Origin of the sequence: Gordonia sp. AC31, from assembly GCF_031844505.1 — a bacterium.
GTDB lineage: Bacteria > Actinomycetota > Actinomycetes > Mycobacteriales > Mycobacteriaceae > Gordonia > Gordonia hongkongensis.
Genome location: NZ_JAUZVK010000001.1, coordinates 48,334 through 61,516 on the forward strand (window position 1 = coordinate 48,334; position 13,183 = coordinate 61,516).

The 13,183-nt window shown below is 67.6% G+C and carries 13 protein-coding genes and 1 pseudogene; 8 read left to right on the plus strand and 6 right to left on the minus strand.

Features of this window, described 5'->3' with window-relative positions; all coding sequences use genetic code 11:
* Nucleotide 1: 1 nt before the first annotated feature.
* Nucleotides 2–1,531 (minus strand): phospholipase D-like domain-containing protein, encoded by a 1,530-nt coding sequence (locus tag Q9R39_RS00235; protein WP_249146445.1) that lies wholly within the window; start codon nt 1,529–1,531, stop codon nt 2–4.
* A gap of 149 nt (nt 1,532–1,680) precedes the next feature.
* Between Q9R39_RS00235 and Q9R39_RS00240 the strand changes: the two genes are divergently transcribed.
* From Q9R39_RS00240 to Q9R39_RS00255, 4 genes and pseudogenes are all read left to right on the plus strand, one after another.
* Entirely contained in the window at nt 1,681–2,274 is a 594-nt protein-coding gene (locus Q9R39_RS00240) for a CHAP domain-containing protein (protein ID WP_058251867.1), read from the plus strand.
* A 2-nt stretch (nt 2,275–2,276) separates the two neighbouring features.
* Nucleotides 2,277–2,912, plus strand: coding sequence for a DUF2461 domain-containing protein (locus Q9R39_RS00245; RefSeq protein WP_211540857.1), 636 nt, complete (start codon nt 2,277–2,279; stop codon nt 2,910–2,912).
* 193 nt (nt 2,913–3,105) lie between these two features.
* On the plus strand, nt 3,106–4,503 hold the full coding sequence (locus Q9R39_RS00250; protein ID WP_058251785.1) for an amidohydrolase family protein: 1,398 nt from the start codon (nt 3,106–3,108) through the stop codon (nt 4,501–4,503).
* Nucleotides 4,504–4,582: 79 nt separating this feature from the next.
* Nucleotides 4,583–5,516 (plus strand): annotated as a pseudogene (locus tag Q9R39_RS00255) (antibiotic biosynthesis monooxygenase).
* A 20-nt stretch (nt 5,517–5,536) separates the two neighbouring features.
* On the opposite strand, the gene Q9R39_RS00260 reads toward Q9R39_RS00255, so the two are convergent.
* Nucleotides 5,537–5,944, minus strand: a complete 408-nt coding sequence (locus Q9R39_RS00260) for a YchJ family protein (RefSeq protein WP_058251783.1) — start codon at nt 5,942–5,944, stop codon at nt 5,537–5,539.
* Nucleotides 5,945–6,038: 94 nt separating this feature from the next.
* On the opposite strand from Q9R39_RS00260, the gene Q9R39_RS00265 reads away from it, so the two are divergent.
* Nucleotides 6,039–6,263, plus strand: coding sequence for a dodecin (locus tag Q9R39_RS00265; protein ID WP_058251782.1), 225 nt, complete (start codon nt 6,039–6,041; stop codon nt 6,261–6,263).
* A gap of 29 nt (nt 6,264–6,292) precedes the next feature.
* Here the strand turns inward: Q9R39_RS00265 and Q9R39_RS00270 are convergent, their stop codons facing one another.
* The gene (locus tag Q9R39_RS00270; protein WP_078113215.1) at nt 6,293–7,183 is read right to left on the minus strand and encodes an alpha/beta fold hydrolase; all 891 of its coding nucleotides are present in this window, start codon (nt 7,181–7,183) and stop codon (nt 6,293–6,295) included.
* A 75-nt stretch (nt 7,184–7,258) separates the two neighbouring features.
* On the opposite strand from Q9R39_RS00270, the gene Q9R39_RS00275 reads away from it, so the two are divergent.
* The 3 genes from Q9R39_RS00275 to eutC all read left to right on the plus strand — a co-directional run bounded on the left by Q9R39_RS00275 (nt 7,259) and on the right by eutC (nt 10,172).
* On the plus strand, nt 7,259–7,864 hold the full coding sequence (locus tag Q9R39_RS00275; protein ID WP_058251781.1) for a TetR/AcrR family transcriptional regulator: 606 nt from the start codon (nt 7,259–7,261) through the stop codon (nt 7,862–7,864).
* A gap of 92 nt (nt 7,865–7,956) precedes the next feature.
* The gene (locus Q9R39_RS00280; RefSeq protein ID WP_058251780.1) at nt 7,957–9,366 is read left to right on the plus strand and encodes an ethanolamine ammonia-lyase subunit EutB; all 1,410 of its coding nucleotides are present in this window, start codon (nt 7,957–7,959) and stop codon (nt 9,364–9,366) included.
* A complete protein-coding gene (gene eutC, locus Q9R39_RS00285; protein ID WP_078113216.1) occupies nt 9,363–10,172 on the plus strand; it encodes an ethanolamine ammonia-lyase subunit EutC in 810 nt (269 codons plus the stop codon). The genes Q9R39_RS00280 and eutC overlap by 4 nt, the downstream gene beginning before the upstream one ends.
* 317 nt (nt 10,173–10,489) lie before the next feature.
* Here the strand turns inward: eutC and Q9R39_RS00290 are convergent, their stop codons facing one another.
* From Q9R39_RS00290 to Q9R39_RS00300, 3 genes are read right to left on the minus strand one after another with little or no spacing between them, the layout of a single operon-like run.
* On the minus strand, nt 10,490–10,795 hold the full coding sequence (locus tag Q9R39_RS00290; protein WP_311276938.1) for an SHOCT domain-containing protein: 306 nt from the start codon (nt 10,793–10,795) through the stop codon (nt 10,490–10,492).
* A gap of 10 nt (nt 10,796–10,805) precedes the next feature.
* Complete coding sequence (locus Q9R39_RS00295; protein WP_058251776.1) at nt 10,806–11,264, minus strand: DUF6325 family protein; 459 nt, start codon at nt 11,262–11,264, stop codon at nt 10,806–10,808.
* 52 nt (nt 11,265–11,316) lie between these two features.
* Entirely contained in the window at nt 11,317–13,146 is a 1,830-nt protein-coding gene (locus Q9R39_RS00300) for a long-chain fatty acid--CoA ligase (RefSeq protein WP_078112864.1), read from the minus strand.
* Nucleotides 13,147–13,183: the final 37 nt, after the last annotated feature.

Consider the following 13,183-nt stretch of genomic DNA (forward strand, 5'->3'; position numbering starts at 1 on the left):
GTCAGCGCCGCAGCAGGTTCCGCGTGCCTCGACGGATCACCGCGCGGTAGATGCGGTCGATCGTGCCGATCCGCGCGTCCTCCGGGTCCACGAGTTCGTTCTCCGCGATGACAGACTCCTCGCCGTCGATCGTCTCGTGATCGAATGCCTCGAGTGTCCGGCCCGGGCCGGTCAGCCGATCGACCGCCCCGACGAGCGAATTCTCCTGTGCCACGGCATCGTCGAACACCTCGTGGTCGGCGCCCAGATGCTCGGACAACAACCGCGTGCGCATGGACAGGATCGTCTCGCGCAGGTCGCCGTCGGCAGGGTCGTTCGGATCGGCCTCGATGGCGACGTCACACTCGCTGTCGAATCCGAGCGACCGGTTGTTGAGGTTCGAGGACCCGATGCGCAGGAGGACGTCGTCGACGATGAGCACCTTGGCGTGCACGTAGATCGGGTCCCCCTCGGCGGTCACCGGGTAGAAGGCACGGAATCTGTCGTACTTGTCAGCGCGCCACAGGAGTTGCAGGAGCTTGTGCCGCGCACCGTCCATGGCGAGCCGTTCCATTGGACTGTCCGCATGCCTCGGCAGCACCAGGACGATCTCGGGCCCGTCGGGCTCGGCGAGCCGTTCCGCCAGCGCGTCCGCGACCTCGCGCGCCGCAAGGTACTGGCTCTCTATGTAGATCGTGCGGCGGGCCGCGGCGAAGGCCGCACGGTACAGGCGCCGGATCTCCTCGACCTGGGGCCGGTCGTCGTACTGCGGAATCGTCCGGGCCACCGCGACGTCGCAGTCGGTGAACGTGACGTCGAGATCCGTCGGCCAGATGTCGGGGCCGTCGGTGTCGACGAGGGGTTTGAGGCTTTCGCCGGTGGCGGCCTCCCACCGGTCGAGAGCGACGGACGCGACCACGCGCGCGGCGTCGCCGTCGAGGGCGACCGTGGCGTCATGCCAGGGCCCATGCGGTCGGCCATCGGGGTCCCGGCGGAACTCGTTGTGCGACAGATGTTCCGAAGTGTCCCACCGGTTCACCGTCATGTCGATGCCGCCACAGAACGCGAACTGGTCGTCGATCACCGCGATCTTCTGATGATGCGCGGCGGAGACCGGGTGGGCGGCGTCGATCCGGTAGTGCAGACGACGGCCGGTGAGCAGATCCTGGACGAAGGGCGGCGCGACTCCGCGCAGGATGCCGGTGAACGCGCCGGTGCTCCAGCGCAGGACGTAGATCTCCAGTTCCGGACGGTTGTCGATGAGCCACCGCAGGAAGTTCCCGAGCACGTCGGGGACCTCGTCGTCGGCGGTCCGCGGATCGAGCCGGATCCGGGTGTCCACGTCCCAACCGATGAGGACGATGCGGCGCCGGGCCTGCAGCAACGCCGACTTGGCGTGCAGGAAGTAGTCCGCCGCGTCGACGATGCATGCGACGCGGTCGGCGGTCGCGATCTCCCGGCACGTGTCCCCGGCACGCAGGATCGGCTCGTGATCTGACTCGTCCACCGCGTTCGCTCCTTGAATCGCCTTGGCCCCCCGACCGGCGCCCATTGTGCCAAGCGCGCATGTCGCCCGCGCGGGCGAGGCGCCGGGCGAACGCCGGCGGGGACGAGGAACGAGGCGCGGCCACGGCGCCGATGCCTACACTCGTCGAGGTGAGCGCCGACACGACTGCCGACCGACCCGCAGACGGTGCGGGCATGCGCCCGGTGCGTCGACGTGGTCGGCGGACGGTGATCGCCGCGGCGCTGGTCGTGATCGTCGTCGCGGGCGTCGGTCTCGTCGCGTGGCGGGCCGTACCCGAACGGTGGTTGCCCTGGGACACCGCCGAGTTCCCGCAGGTCGACGCGTCCGAGCTGACTCCGGATCAGCTGCGGATCGTCGAAGCGGTTCGCCACGAACACGCCGTTCAGCGCCCGGGGACGTTCTACTCCGAGGGTGTCGACGAGCCGTGGTGCGCGAACTTCGTGAGCTGGATCATGCGTTCGGCGGGTCGCCCGCTGGTCAACCCCAACTCCGGCCACTGGCGCATTCCCGGCGTGTACACACTGCAGGAGTACTACGAGGCAGACAACCGTTTCGAGGCCGTCGGTGACTACACGCCCCGGGTGGGCGACGTCGTGCTCTACGACCGGTCCTCCCGATTCGGCCAGCACACCAACATTGTCGTCGCAGTCGACGGCGACACCGCGGTCACGGTGGGCGGCAACGAGATGGGCCGCATCCGCATCCACTCGCTGGACTGGCAATCCGACGGCGGTGTCCTCGGCTTCGGACGCGTCCTGCCGGAGTGACGATGACAGACTTCACGGGATTCACCGAAGCCGCACTCGACTTCTACGACGACCTGGAGATCGACAACTCCAAGGCGTTCTGGGAAGACCACAAGGACGTCTATCGTTCCGCGGTCGCCGAGCCCATGCGAGCCCTCACCGACGCGCTGGCCGACGAGTTCGGCCCGGCCAAGATCTTCCGGCCGTATCGCGACGTCCGATTCTCGAAGGACAAGACGCCGTACAAGACCCACCAGGGCGCATTCGTCGCCGTGGCCCCGGCCACCGGGTACTACGTGCAGATCGGCGCACCGGGTGTTCGCGTCGGCGCGGGCTTCTACGAGGCCACCCCGGCCCGGCTCGCCGAGATTCGGAAGTCCATCGACCACGACCGCAGCGGACCCGAGCTCGAGAGCCTGCTCCGGCGGCTCACGGGGGACGGCTGGGAGATCGCCGGGGACCGGCTGAAGACCGCACCTCGCGGGTACGACGTCGCTCACCCGCGGATCGAACTACTTCGCCACCGACCGCTGTCGGTGGGGCGGGACTACGGATTCGACCAGATCATCCATTCCGCGGAACTCGTCGATCGGGTGCGGCGGGACTGGCGGGCGACGGTCCCGCTCGTCGAATGGATCGCGGTCCACACCGGTAGCTGAGAGCCCGCACCGACCGGTCCGCGCGACACATGGAAACGATCAGACGGCGACTTCGACGGTTGGCGCGCGCGTGCGACGGGAGGCGGGTGATACTGGTCGCCGACCGCGTCCGAGATCCGAGGACGATCACAGGCACCCGGGTGGACCTCCGATGACGATCCGAGTTTGTGACCCCGATGCCCGAGGAGCACCGATGACCGACACCGTCCACTACGGGCACATCTTCCATCTCGCCGGCAGTCCCGCGATCACCGAGGCGGTGGACGCGCTGGTATCGATACCCGACGGAGCTCTGGTGGTAGGCGACGACGGCACGATCAAGTTCGCCGGCGAGAGATCCGAGCTCCCTTCCGAATTCGCGAGCGCGGAGGCGCACGAGCACCCGAGCGGGTATCTCATCCCGGGCTTCGTCGACACCCACATCCACTTCCCGCAGACCTACGCCGGCGACTCCTACGGCGGCGGGCAACTGCTCGAATGGCTCAATCTGTGCATCTTCCCGTCCGAATCCAAGTTCGCCGACCCCGAATTCGCCCAGGCCGCTGCGGTCGAGTTCACCCGGCGACGGGTCGCCGCGGGTACGACGGCGATGATGGTGTTCGGTTCCGCCTTCCCCCACGCCCAGGATTCCCTGTTCACCGAGACCCAGAAGGCCGGGCTGCGTATCGTGGCCGGCCGCGGCATCCAGACCGTCGGCGGTGACACCGCCAAGCCGCTGCTGACCTCGGAGGAGGAGGCCATCCGCCTCACCCGGGCCGAGATCGACAAGTGGCATGCCGCCGACACCGGCGACTACCGGACCGCGTTGCTGCACGTCGCGATCGTGCCGCGGTTCTCGCTGTCGGTGACCACCGAGACGCTGAAGAACCTCGGCGACCTGTACGACGAATACCGCGAGCAGGGCGTCTACGTCCACAGCCACCTCAACGAGAACAACCGTCCCGGCACCGGAGAGGTGGACACCACCAAGGAGGTCTACCAGGTCGACTCCTACCTCGACACCTATGACGGGAAGTTCCTGCCCGGATCGCAGGTCGGCGGCAAGAGCCTGCTCGGTCCGCGGACCATCCTCGCGCACTGCGTGCACTGCCAGGACGCCGAACTCGCGCGCATGGCCGAGACCGGTACCTCGATCTCGCATTGTCCGGTGTCGCAGTTGTTCCTCGGATCCGGCACGATGCCGTGGAAGCGCACCGTGGCGGCGGGTGTAAACATCTCCGCCGGAACCGATTTCGGCGGCGGCGACGAATGGCTCGTCCCGCGCGTACTCGGAGATGCCTTCAAACAGCACATCACCGAGCCCGGAGACGCCGGGGTGTCGATGCACCCGGCCGAAATGCTGTTCATCGGGACCGTCGGCGGGGCCCGGGCACTCGACATGGAGAACCGTTTCGGCAACTTCGATGAGGGCAAGGAAGCCGACTTCCTGGTCATCGAACCCATGGACGCCTTGAAGTCCACGCTGGAGAACGCCGTCCGGTCCGACGATGCCGATCTCGCCCGCGACCAGACCCTGTTCGGCCTGCTGATGGGCCTCCGCGAATCGTCCATCGCCGAGGTCTACGTCCAGGGGCGTCGGGTCACCGTCTGACCGACGGCCCGACGCCGACGACCGGCAGGATACGACGATCGTCACCACCCACGACGCCACAAGCACCGCGATCATCGCGGTGTCGGTCTTCCACGCCCCCGAAACCGGCGATTTCGCGGAGTGGGCCGCGACGCTCGCCGCATCGGCCACCGACTCCGACGGCTGTCTGGGTGTAGCGATCTCGGCGGTGACCGACGGACATTTCGATCCGGCGGTCGCCACCACCTTCGTCGACGAGGACGCCCTGGACCGTTGGCTCGACAGCTCGGGTCACCGCGCGGCGCTCGATGCCGGACGAGCGCACGGTTGGCTACCGGCGACGCCCGTGCTCGAACTCGTCGACGGCCGGTCGCCACCGCCGGGAGTCGGCGCCTTCCGTCACGACATCGTCGCGGGCGCGGTCGGCGACTTCGTCGCCGCGCAGCACGTTTTGGTCCAGGCGGCAAGCGAATTCGGCGGGTACGAGGGAACCGCCCTGTTCGTCGACGAGCAGCGCGAGACATCGCTGTCCGTGTTGCGGTTCCGCACCGACCGGCAGCTCGCGGCCTGGGTGTCGTCGAGCCGGCGCAGCGAAGCGCTCGCCGGGTTGCGCTCGAGTCTCACCCACGACTTCGAGACGATGGCGAGCACCACCGCGTTCGGTACCACCGTGCGCACCGACCGCGGCCGAATCCTGAAGACGCCGAACTGGAAGTCGGCGATGATCGTGCTGCTCGTGCTCTATCCGACGGTGATGACCCCTGTCGCGGTTTCTCGGCCCTACGCTCGATCGGCTCGGCGCGCAGCCATGGCTCGCGTTGTGGCTCAGCCAGGTCGTCAGCGTCACCCTGATGCAGTGGTGGCTGATGCCGTGGGCATCACGCCCGTTCCGGCGATGGCTCGACCCGGTCGAGGGGAGCAACTGGCGCAGCAATGTCGCGGGGGCGGTAGCAGTTCTGCTCGTCTACCTGCTGTGCCTGACCGTGTTCGCCAACGTGACGTGGCTGCAGTGGTGGGATTACGCCGACGCATGACGTCGGCTCCCCTGCCGGGGTCACCCGACGATCCCGTCGACATACAACCAGTGGCCCTTCGACCGGATGAACCGGCTGCGCTCATGCAGTGAGCCCCGCTCCGCGCCGGCTCGGTAGTGGGCGGTGAAGGTGACCTCGCCCTCGGTATCGAACGGTGAACCTCCCCTCCTCGACTCGATGTCGAGGCGGTACCAGCGCATCGACTCGTCCAGCTCGAGGGTGGCCGGGCGGGTGTCGGGGTGCCAACTGGCGAGCAGATGATTCCGATCCCCCAGCGCGAAAGCGGTGAAACGCGAACGCATCAACGCCTCCGCCGTCGGGGCGGCGCGCTCACCGGCAAGTACCGGCCCGCAGCAGTCGCCGAGGACGAGACCCGACAGACACGGGCATCTCTCGGAGACGTCTCGGTTTACCGATTCACTGGTCACCTTTCGATCTTAGGGGTACACAGGAAGAGCGGGCGGCCGAGCACCGGAGCCGCCGCAGCCATACCCGAAGGTTCTCACGATTGGAGCGATTCCCTTGTCGGACAACGTGTATCGAGTAATCGAAGTGGTCGGGTCCTCGACCTCCGGCACCGACGACGCCATCCGCAACGCGATCGCTCGCGCCTCGTCGACCGTCAATCACCTCGACTGGTTCGAGGTCACCGAGACCCGTGGCCACATCGAAGACGGCCAGATCGCGCACTTCCAGGTCACATTGAAGGTCGGTTTCAAGATCGAGGGATCCGGCGACACCACGTAGTCGGACCTGCGATTGTCTCGGCGCGTTCCTCATGCCTCGGATCTCGAGGCCGTGAGGAACGCGCCGATCCGTGCGGCGACGGTCTCCGGATCGTCGAGCATGGGCAGGACCGCGGCGCCCGGAATCGGCACGTAGCGGCCACGGGGTAGGAGTTCGGCGAGTCGCGGTCCGTGGGCCGGCGGCATCACGCGGTTGTCTGGCGACCACAGCACGAGCACGTTTCCGTCGAAGTCGGCGAGCGCCTCGGTACGACGGATGAGTTCGCCGGCGTCGAAATCGGTCGTCGCATACTTGGTGACGTCGCGGCGAATCCGGGGATCGGTCAAGACCGGATCGGTCCACCGCCGCATTTGCGCGGGGTCGACCGGACCGTTGACCATCCAGCCCCACAGCATGGGCAGGCGACGAAGCCATCCGATCCGCAATTGCCGCGCCGCCAGGGTGATTCCACCCGGCAGGCGCACAGCAAGGGTGGCCATCTTGCCCGGTAGACCCGGTGGGAAGTTGTCGAACGCCTCACACGGGAGGATGACCATCCGGCCGACTCGCCGGTCGAGGCCGAGTGCGGTCAGGAAAAGCGAACCGCCCCAATCGGAGTGGACAAGCGTCACATCGTCGAGGTCGAGTGCGTCGAGGACGTCGGCGACGAGTCTGACCATGCCGTCCATCGACAGGTCGGCAGTCACATCGAGGGGAATTCGGTGCGATCCCAGTGGCAGAACCGGCCGGATATATCGAAAACCACTGGGCAACAACGGGATCACCGCATTCCACACCTCATGGTCCATCAGCAGACCGTGGAGGAACACAACCGGCGGGCCGGCACCGTCATCGGCGTACTCGACGACACCGGCCGGAGTGTCGAGGCGTTTCATCGCCGTCGGCCGATACTCACTCGTCGCGTAGCCGTCCTGACTCATACCGATCTCCTCCAGAGGAACTGTTCGAACAGACGCCGGTCTTTAGAACGATCACTCTAGAACAGATGCTCTAGAATGACCAGGGTGAAGACGGACGAACGCATCGTGGTCGCGATGACCGAGCTGCTCCGTAGGCAGGGATACGCCGCGACCGGGATCAAGCAGGTCGTAGACGCCGCCGACGCGCCCATCGGGTCCATTTACCACCACTTCAGCGGCGGCAAGCGAGACGTCGCCGAGGCCGCGCTGCGTCAGTCCGGCGCCGCGTACGGGGAACTCGTCGGGATGCTGCTCGCCCCCTACGACGACATCGCGGCGGGTATCGAGGCGGCCTTCGGCTCGGCCGCTGAGACCATCGCCGAGAACGAATGGCTCAACATGTGTCCCGTCGCCACCGTCGCAGGCGAGATCGCGGACACCGAGCCGGCACTCCGGACGGCGGCTGCGGAGGTGATCGACGCGTGGGTCGAGAAGGGCACGGCACTGTATCGAACCCGTGGACTCGCCGAACCGGACGCGCGAGCCCTGATCCTCGCCGTGGTGGCCTCCCTCGAAGGGGCCTTCATCCTCGCCCGCACACAGCGGTCCACGGCCCCGATCGTCGCTGCCGGCCGGGCGATGGGCGCGTACGCGCGATCGCTGACAGCCGACACGGAGTCCACCACCGGCGCCCCCACCTGACGCTGCTCGTTCGGCATGCGCCTCCCCGACACCGAACCTAGACTTCGGAGGACCATGACGCGCAACCATTCCCATCCCGGCCCGGGTTCCCGATGAGGTACACCCAGACGATCGCCGGCACCACACACGAGTTCGACGGCCTCGTCGAACTCATGGCGAAGGCCACCCCACGCCGGTCCGGTGACGAGCTCGCCGGTTGCGCCGCGGGTTCCGATGCCGAACGAGCCGCTGCCGCTTGGCAACTCGCCGACGTGCCGTTGAGCAGGTTCGTCGATGAACCGTTGGTGCCGTACGAGTCCGACGAAGTGACCCGGCTGATCGTCGACACCCATGACCGAACCGCGTTCGCCGAGATCGCCCACCTGACGGTCGGCGGGTTCCGGGACTGGCTGCTGGAGATCGCCATTCGTTCCGACGCAGGAGAGCGACTCGCCCGCGTCGGCCCCGGCCTCACTCCCGAGATGGTGGCGGCCGCGTCGAAGATCATGCGAAACCAGGACCTGATCCTGGTGGCCGCGGCGGCGCGGGTCACGTCGGCGTTCCGTACGACCATCGGCCTGCCCGGCCGGATCGCGACACGGCTACAGCCGAACCATCCCACCGACGACCCGCGAGGCATCGCCGCGGCGACCCTCGACGGCCTGCTCATGGGGTGTGGCGACGCGGTCATCGGCATCAACCCGGCGTCGGACTCACCACGGGCGACCGCGGATCTCCTGCACATGCTCGACGACATCCGGCAGCGTTACGAGATCCCCATGCAGTCGTGTGTTCTGTCGCATGTGACGACCACCGTCGACCTCATCGAGCAGGGTGTGCCGGTCGACCTCGTGTTCCAGTCGATCGCAGGCACCGAGGGAGCCAACAAGGGATTCGGGGTGACGCTGGACATCCTGCGCGAGGCCGACGAGGCGGGTCGGTCGCTGCACCGAGGGACCGTCGGCGACAACGTGATGTACCTCGAAACCGGTCAGGGATCGGCACTTTCGGCCGGCGCGCATCTGGGAACCGGCGGCAAGCCCGTCGATCAGCAGACCCTGGAGGCGCGTGCCTACGCGGTCGCGCGAGAACTGAATCCCCTGCTGATCAACACCGTCGTCGGTTTCATCGGGCCCGAGTACCTCTACGACGGCAAGCAGATCATTCGCGCCGGTCTCGAGGATCACTTCTGCGGCAAGCTGCTCGGGCTCCCGATGGGCGTCGACGTCTGCTACACCAATCACGCCGAGGCCGACCAGGACGACATGGACACGCTCCTCACCCTGCTCGGCGTCGCCGGTGCCGCGTTCGTCATCGCCGTTCCCGGAGCGGATGATGTGATGCTCGGGTACCAGAGCCTGTCGTTCCACGACGCGCTCTACGTCCGGGAAGCACTCGGACTCCGACCGGCCCCCGAGTTCGAGTCCTGGCTGGTGCGACTAGGCATGACCGACGGCGCCGGGCGCATCCTGCCGGTGGATCCGGGCGAGTCTCCGCTCCTGTCATTGACGGCCGGCCGATGACGGAGGCCCGGCCCACATCAGCGGGCGGTCACGCGCCGCAGCCCGACCCGTGGTCCGAGCTGCGGCGCAGCACACAGGCCCGGATCGGACTCGGGCGCTCGGGCAATTCGCTGCCCTCGCGGCGGGTCCTCGAATTCCAGGCCGCCCACGCCGCCGCCCGCGACGCCGTCCACGAGCCCCTCGATGTCGACGGTTTCGCGCGCTCGATCGGCGAACTCGAACTCGATCCCCCGGTCGTCGTCACGAGCCGTGCGGGGACACGCAGCGAATACCTGCGCCGGCCCGACCTCGGCCGGTTGCCCGAAGATCTCTCCCAGGTTCCGCGCTCGGACGCCGAAGTGGGGATCGTGCTGGCCGACGGACTGTCACCGCGGGCTCTTGCCGACCACGGCCGGGGTCTCGTCGCCGCGCTCCTCCACCAGTTCGACGGCCGGTACTCCATCGCACCGCCGGTCATCGCGACCGAGGCCCGCGTCGCCCTCGGCGATCACATCGGCGAGGCGCTCGGGGTCAGCACCCTCATCGTGATCATCGGTGAGCGCCCCGGCCTCTCGGTCGCCGACAGCCTGGGCGTCTATCTCACCCACCTCCCCCGGCCGGGACGCGCCGACTCCGACCGGAACTGCATCTCGAACATCCACCCGCCCGACGGTCTGCACTACGACGTCGCCGCACGGACGACTGCCGCGCTCATCGCCGGCGCCCGGAAACTCGGACGATCCGGTGTTGCACTGAAGGACATGTCGCGCACCGGAGAACTCGACGGGATCGACGACGCGGAAGCGACGCCCCCCGCTTCCCCCTGAGGTGCGAGGAGCGCAAGCGACGCCCCCTCCGCTCCCTGAGGTGCGAGGAGCGCAAGCGACGCCCCCTCCGCTCCCTGAGGTGCGAGGAGCGCAAGCGACGCCCCCTCTGCTCCCTGAGGTGCGAGCGAAGCGAGCCACGAAGGGTCTCGCAGACGCCTCACCAGGCCCTTCGTGGCTCGTCGCTACCGCTCCTCGCACCTCAGGGAGCAGGGGGTCGACTCCCTCGCACCTCAGGGAGCAGGGGGTCGACTCCCTCGCACCTCAGGGTCCGGGGGTTATGCGGTTCTTTCGGATCAGGGAGCAGGGCGGAGCGGCGATCAGGTCCCGAGGATCTTCGCTTTCTGCGCGGCGAACTCGGCTTCGGTGAGAATGCCCTGCTGGTACAGGGCTCCGAGCTCCTTCAGCGCCGAGATGGTGTCCGTCGGGGTCGATGCGGGCGCCTGCTGCTGAGGCGGCTGGGCGTACTGGGGTTGTGCGTATTGCTGTTGCGGCTGTGGGTCCTGGGCGGCGGCACCCTGCTGGGCCCACCGGCTCGCCTGGCGCCGGGACACCCGATTGCTCACCGCTGTCGCGGTTCCGGAGATGACAGCGGTGCGTGCGACACCGCGGAGAAGTCCTGGCATGTCGGTCCTTTCAGGATTCGATTCGGTTGTCGGCGGCATCGAGCTGCTCCAGTAACGCGTCCACCGGAATCCGGCCCGATGCGACGAGCTGTCCACCGCCGTTACGGACGGCTGTGGCGAACGGCGCGGCCCAGGCGTTCTCCCAGACGACAACGGCCGCACTGGAGCCCGGGTCGATGATCGCGGCTGCCTCCGCGAGATCGGAATCGTCGAGCAACGAGGTCGCCGCGCCGTCGAAGATCGCGAAATCAGCGCCGAGCGAGTTGATCTCGAGCCGGGCGACCGTACCGTCGGCGTCCTTGGTGATGAAGACGATGTCGATCAGTCGCACGATCCCGCGGTCGATCAGATCGATGAGGTGTGGAAGTGCCTCACCGGTCGGCTGCTTGCCCGTCCACTCGACCACGATGTAGTCGATGGGTCCGAGTTCGCGGTCAGCCGTCTGGTCGACACCTGCTTGGTCGTCCAATTCCTTCTCCCTGTCTCGTGCCGGCGATGTGACCGTCTGCAACGAGCCCCGGTCACGACCTCAGATCCACCACCGAACGTCCCGGTTGCGCCTCGTACAGTTCGCCGATCTCACTGGCGTACTTGGTCGCAATCGGCTTGCGGCGCAACTTCATCGTGGGGGTGAGCTCGTCGCCGCCGGGATCCCAGGCAGTCGGCACGATGGTAAATCGTTTGACCTGCTCCACGCGGGACAGTGACCGATTTCCGGCACGGATTGCCACCGCCACCTCGTCCACCACATCGGGGTGCGAGGACAACTCGGTCAGGTCGGCACCGGACAGGTCGAGTCGCTTGGCTCGCGCGGCCGCCGCATCCGGGTCGAGAACCACGAGCGCGGACACATAGGGCCGGCCGTCGCCGATCGCCGCGACCTGACCGATCAGCGACGACGCCGCCTTCATCGCGTTCTCGATGTTGTTGGGCGACATGTTCTTCCCGGACTCGTTGATCATCAGTTCCTTCTTGCGGTCGACGATGGTCACGTTGCCGTCACCGTCGATCGTCGCGATGTCACCGGTCGACAGCCAGCCGTCGGCATCGATCGTCTCGGCCGTCTTGTCGGGCTGTTTGCGGTAACCGCGCATCACGACCGGTCCGCGGACGAGGAGCTCTCCGTCGTCGGCCAGTCGCACCTCCATGCCGCGCACCGGTTTGCCGACGGTGCCGATCCGGAGGTTGTCGCTGGTCGTCATCGTCGAGACGCCAGTCGTCTCCGACATCCCCCAGACCTCGAGAACCGGAATACCGAGTCCCAGGAAGAACTTCAGCACCTCCGGTGGGATCGCGGCCGCACCCGATCCGGCGAAGGAGACCTGATCGAGGCCCAGCGCGGAACGGACCTTGTGCAGCACAAGGCGATCGGCGAGACCGTGTGTGAGACCGCCGGAGCCCTTGCCGTCGATCTGGGCCTGCGCCGCCGAGGCCCCGGCGCGGAACGCCCAGTCGGCGAGCGCCTTCTTGACCGGGCTGGACTCCTCGGCGAGCTTCGCCTCGATCCCCGCTCGGATCTTCTGCCACACCCGCGGCACCCCGAAGAAGAACGTCGGGTGCACGTCGGGAAGGGCCGCGGCGATCTCCCGGGGATCAGGCACCGTGGTGATCTGGATGCCGCGCATCATGTTCGCGGCGTGGGAGGAGACCCGGTCGGCGATGTGCGCTGCCGGTAGATACGAGATGGCCCGGTCGTCGAAGCCCGCCTGAACGATCTCGGCGAGCGCCGTCATCTCGGCGACGATGTTGCGATGGGTGATCTCGACGCCCTTCGGCGGGCCGGTGGTGCCCGAGGTGTAGATCAGGGTCGCGAGGTCCTCGGGTTCCACCGCCTGCCACGTCGCGGTGAAGTCGAATCCGGCCGGCGGCGGGGACTGTTCGAGATCGGCCAGCGACAACGCGCCCGTCGCGACGCCGTCGACGACGATCCTGGTGGACACCCCGGTCGCCGCGGCGGTGATCGCGGGCAGGAACACCTGCTCGGTGACGACGACGGAGTTCTCCGCGTTGCCGAAGAGGTACTCGATCTGTTGGGGCGAACTGGTGTTGTAGATCGAGAAGGGAACCGCGCCGAGGTGCAGCGCCGCGGCGTCGACGAGGTGGAACTCGGGGCGGTTCGTCAGCATGATCCCGACGGTGTCACCGCGCTTGACCCCCAGGGCCGCGAGCCCACCGGCGATGGCTTCGACGCGCGCGGCGTACTCCGCCCACGTGATCTCCTGCAGCCCGCCGACCGTACGGATGGCGACGGCGTCGGGCCGTACGGTGACCGTCTGCTGGAACGCGGCGGGCAGTGTCGCCACTGCGACACCGGTCTGATGGGGGAACGTGATGGTCTCTGCAGCGGTCATGACAGTCCTCGACTGGCCGGAGTGATGTGTTGCACGT

What these genes read in the sequence shown, in the direction of transcription:
- Q9R39_RS00235 (WP_249146445.1), bottom strand. Translation starts at nt 1,531, where the DNA reads ATGGGCGCCGGTCGGGGGGCCAAGGCGATTCAAGGAGCGAACGCGGTG.
- Q9R39_RS00240 (WP_058251867.1), top strand. Translation starts at nt 1,681, where the DNA reads ATGCGCCCGGTGCGTCGACGTGGTCGGCGGACGGTGATCGCCGCGGCG.
- Q9R39_RS00245 (WP_211540857.1), top strand. Translation starts at nt 2,277, where the DNA reads ATGACAGACTTCACGGGATTCACCGAAGCCGCACTCGACTTCTACGAC.
- Q9R39_RS00250 (WP_058251785.1), top strand. Translation starts at nt 3,106, where the DNA reads ATGACCGACACCGTCCACTACGGGCACATCTTCCATCTCGCCGGCAGT.
- Q9R39_RS00270 (WP_078113215.1), bottom strand. Translation starts at nt 7,183, where the DNA reads ATGAGTCAGGACGGCTACGCGACGAGTGAGTATCGGCCGACGGCGATG.
- Q9R39_RS00275 (WP_058251781.1), top strand. Translation starts at nt 7,259, where the DNA reads ATGACCAGGGTGAAGACGGACGAACGCATCGTGGTCGCGATGACCGAG.
- Q9R39_RS00280 (WP_058251780.1), top strand. Translation starts at nt 7,957, where the DNA reads ATGAGGTACACCCAGACGATCGCCGGCACCACACACGAGTTCGACGGC.
- eutC (WP_078113216.1), top strand. Translation starts at nt 9,363, where the DNA reads ATGACGGAGGCCCGGCCCACATCAGCGGGCGGTCACGCGCCGCAGCCC.
- Q9R39_RS00290 (WP_311276938.1), bottom strand. Translation starts at nt 10,795, where the DNA reads ATGCCAGGACTTCTCCGCGGTGTCGCACGCACCGCTGTCATCTCCGGA.
- Q9R39_RS00300 (WP_078112864.1), bottom strand. Translation starts at nt 13,146, where the DNA reads ATGACCGCTGCAGAGACCATCACGTTCCCCCATCAGACCGGTGTCGCA.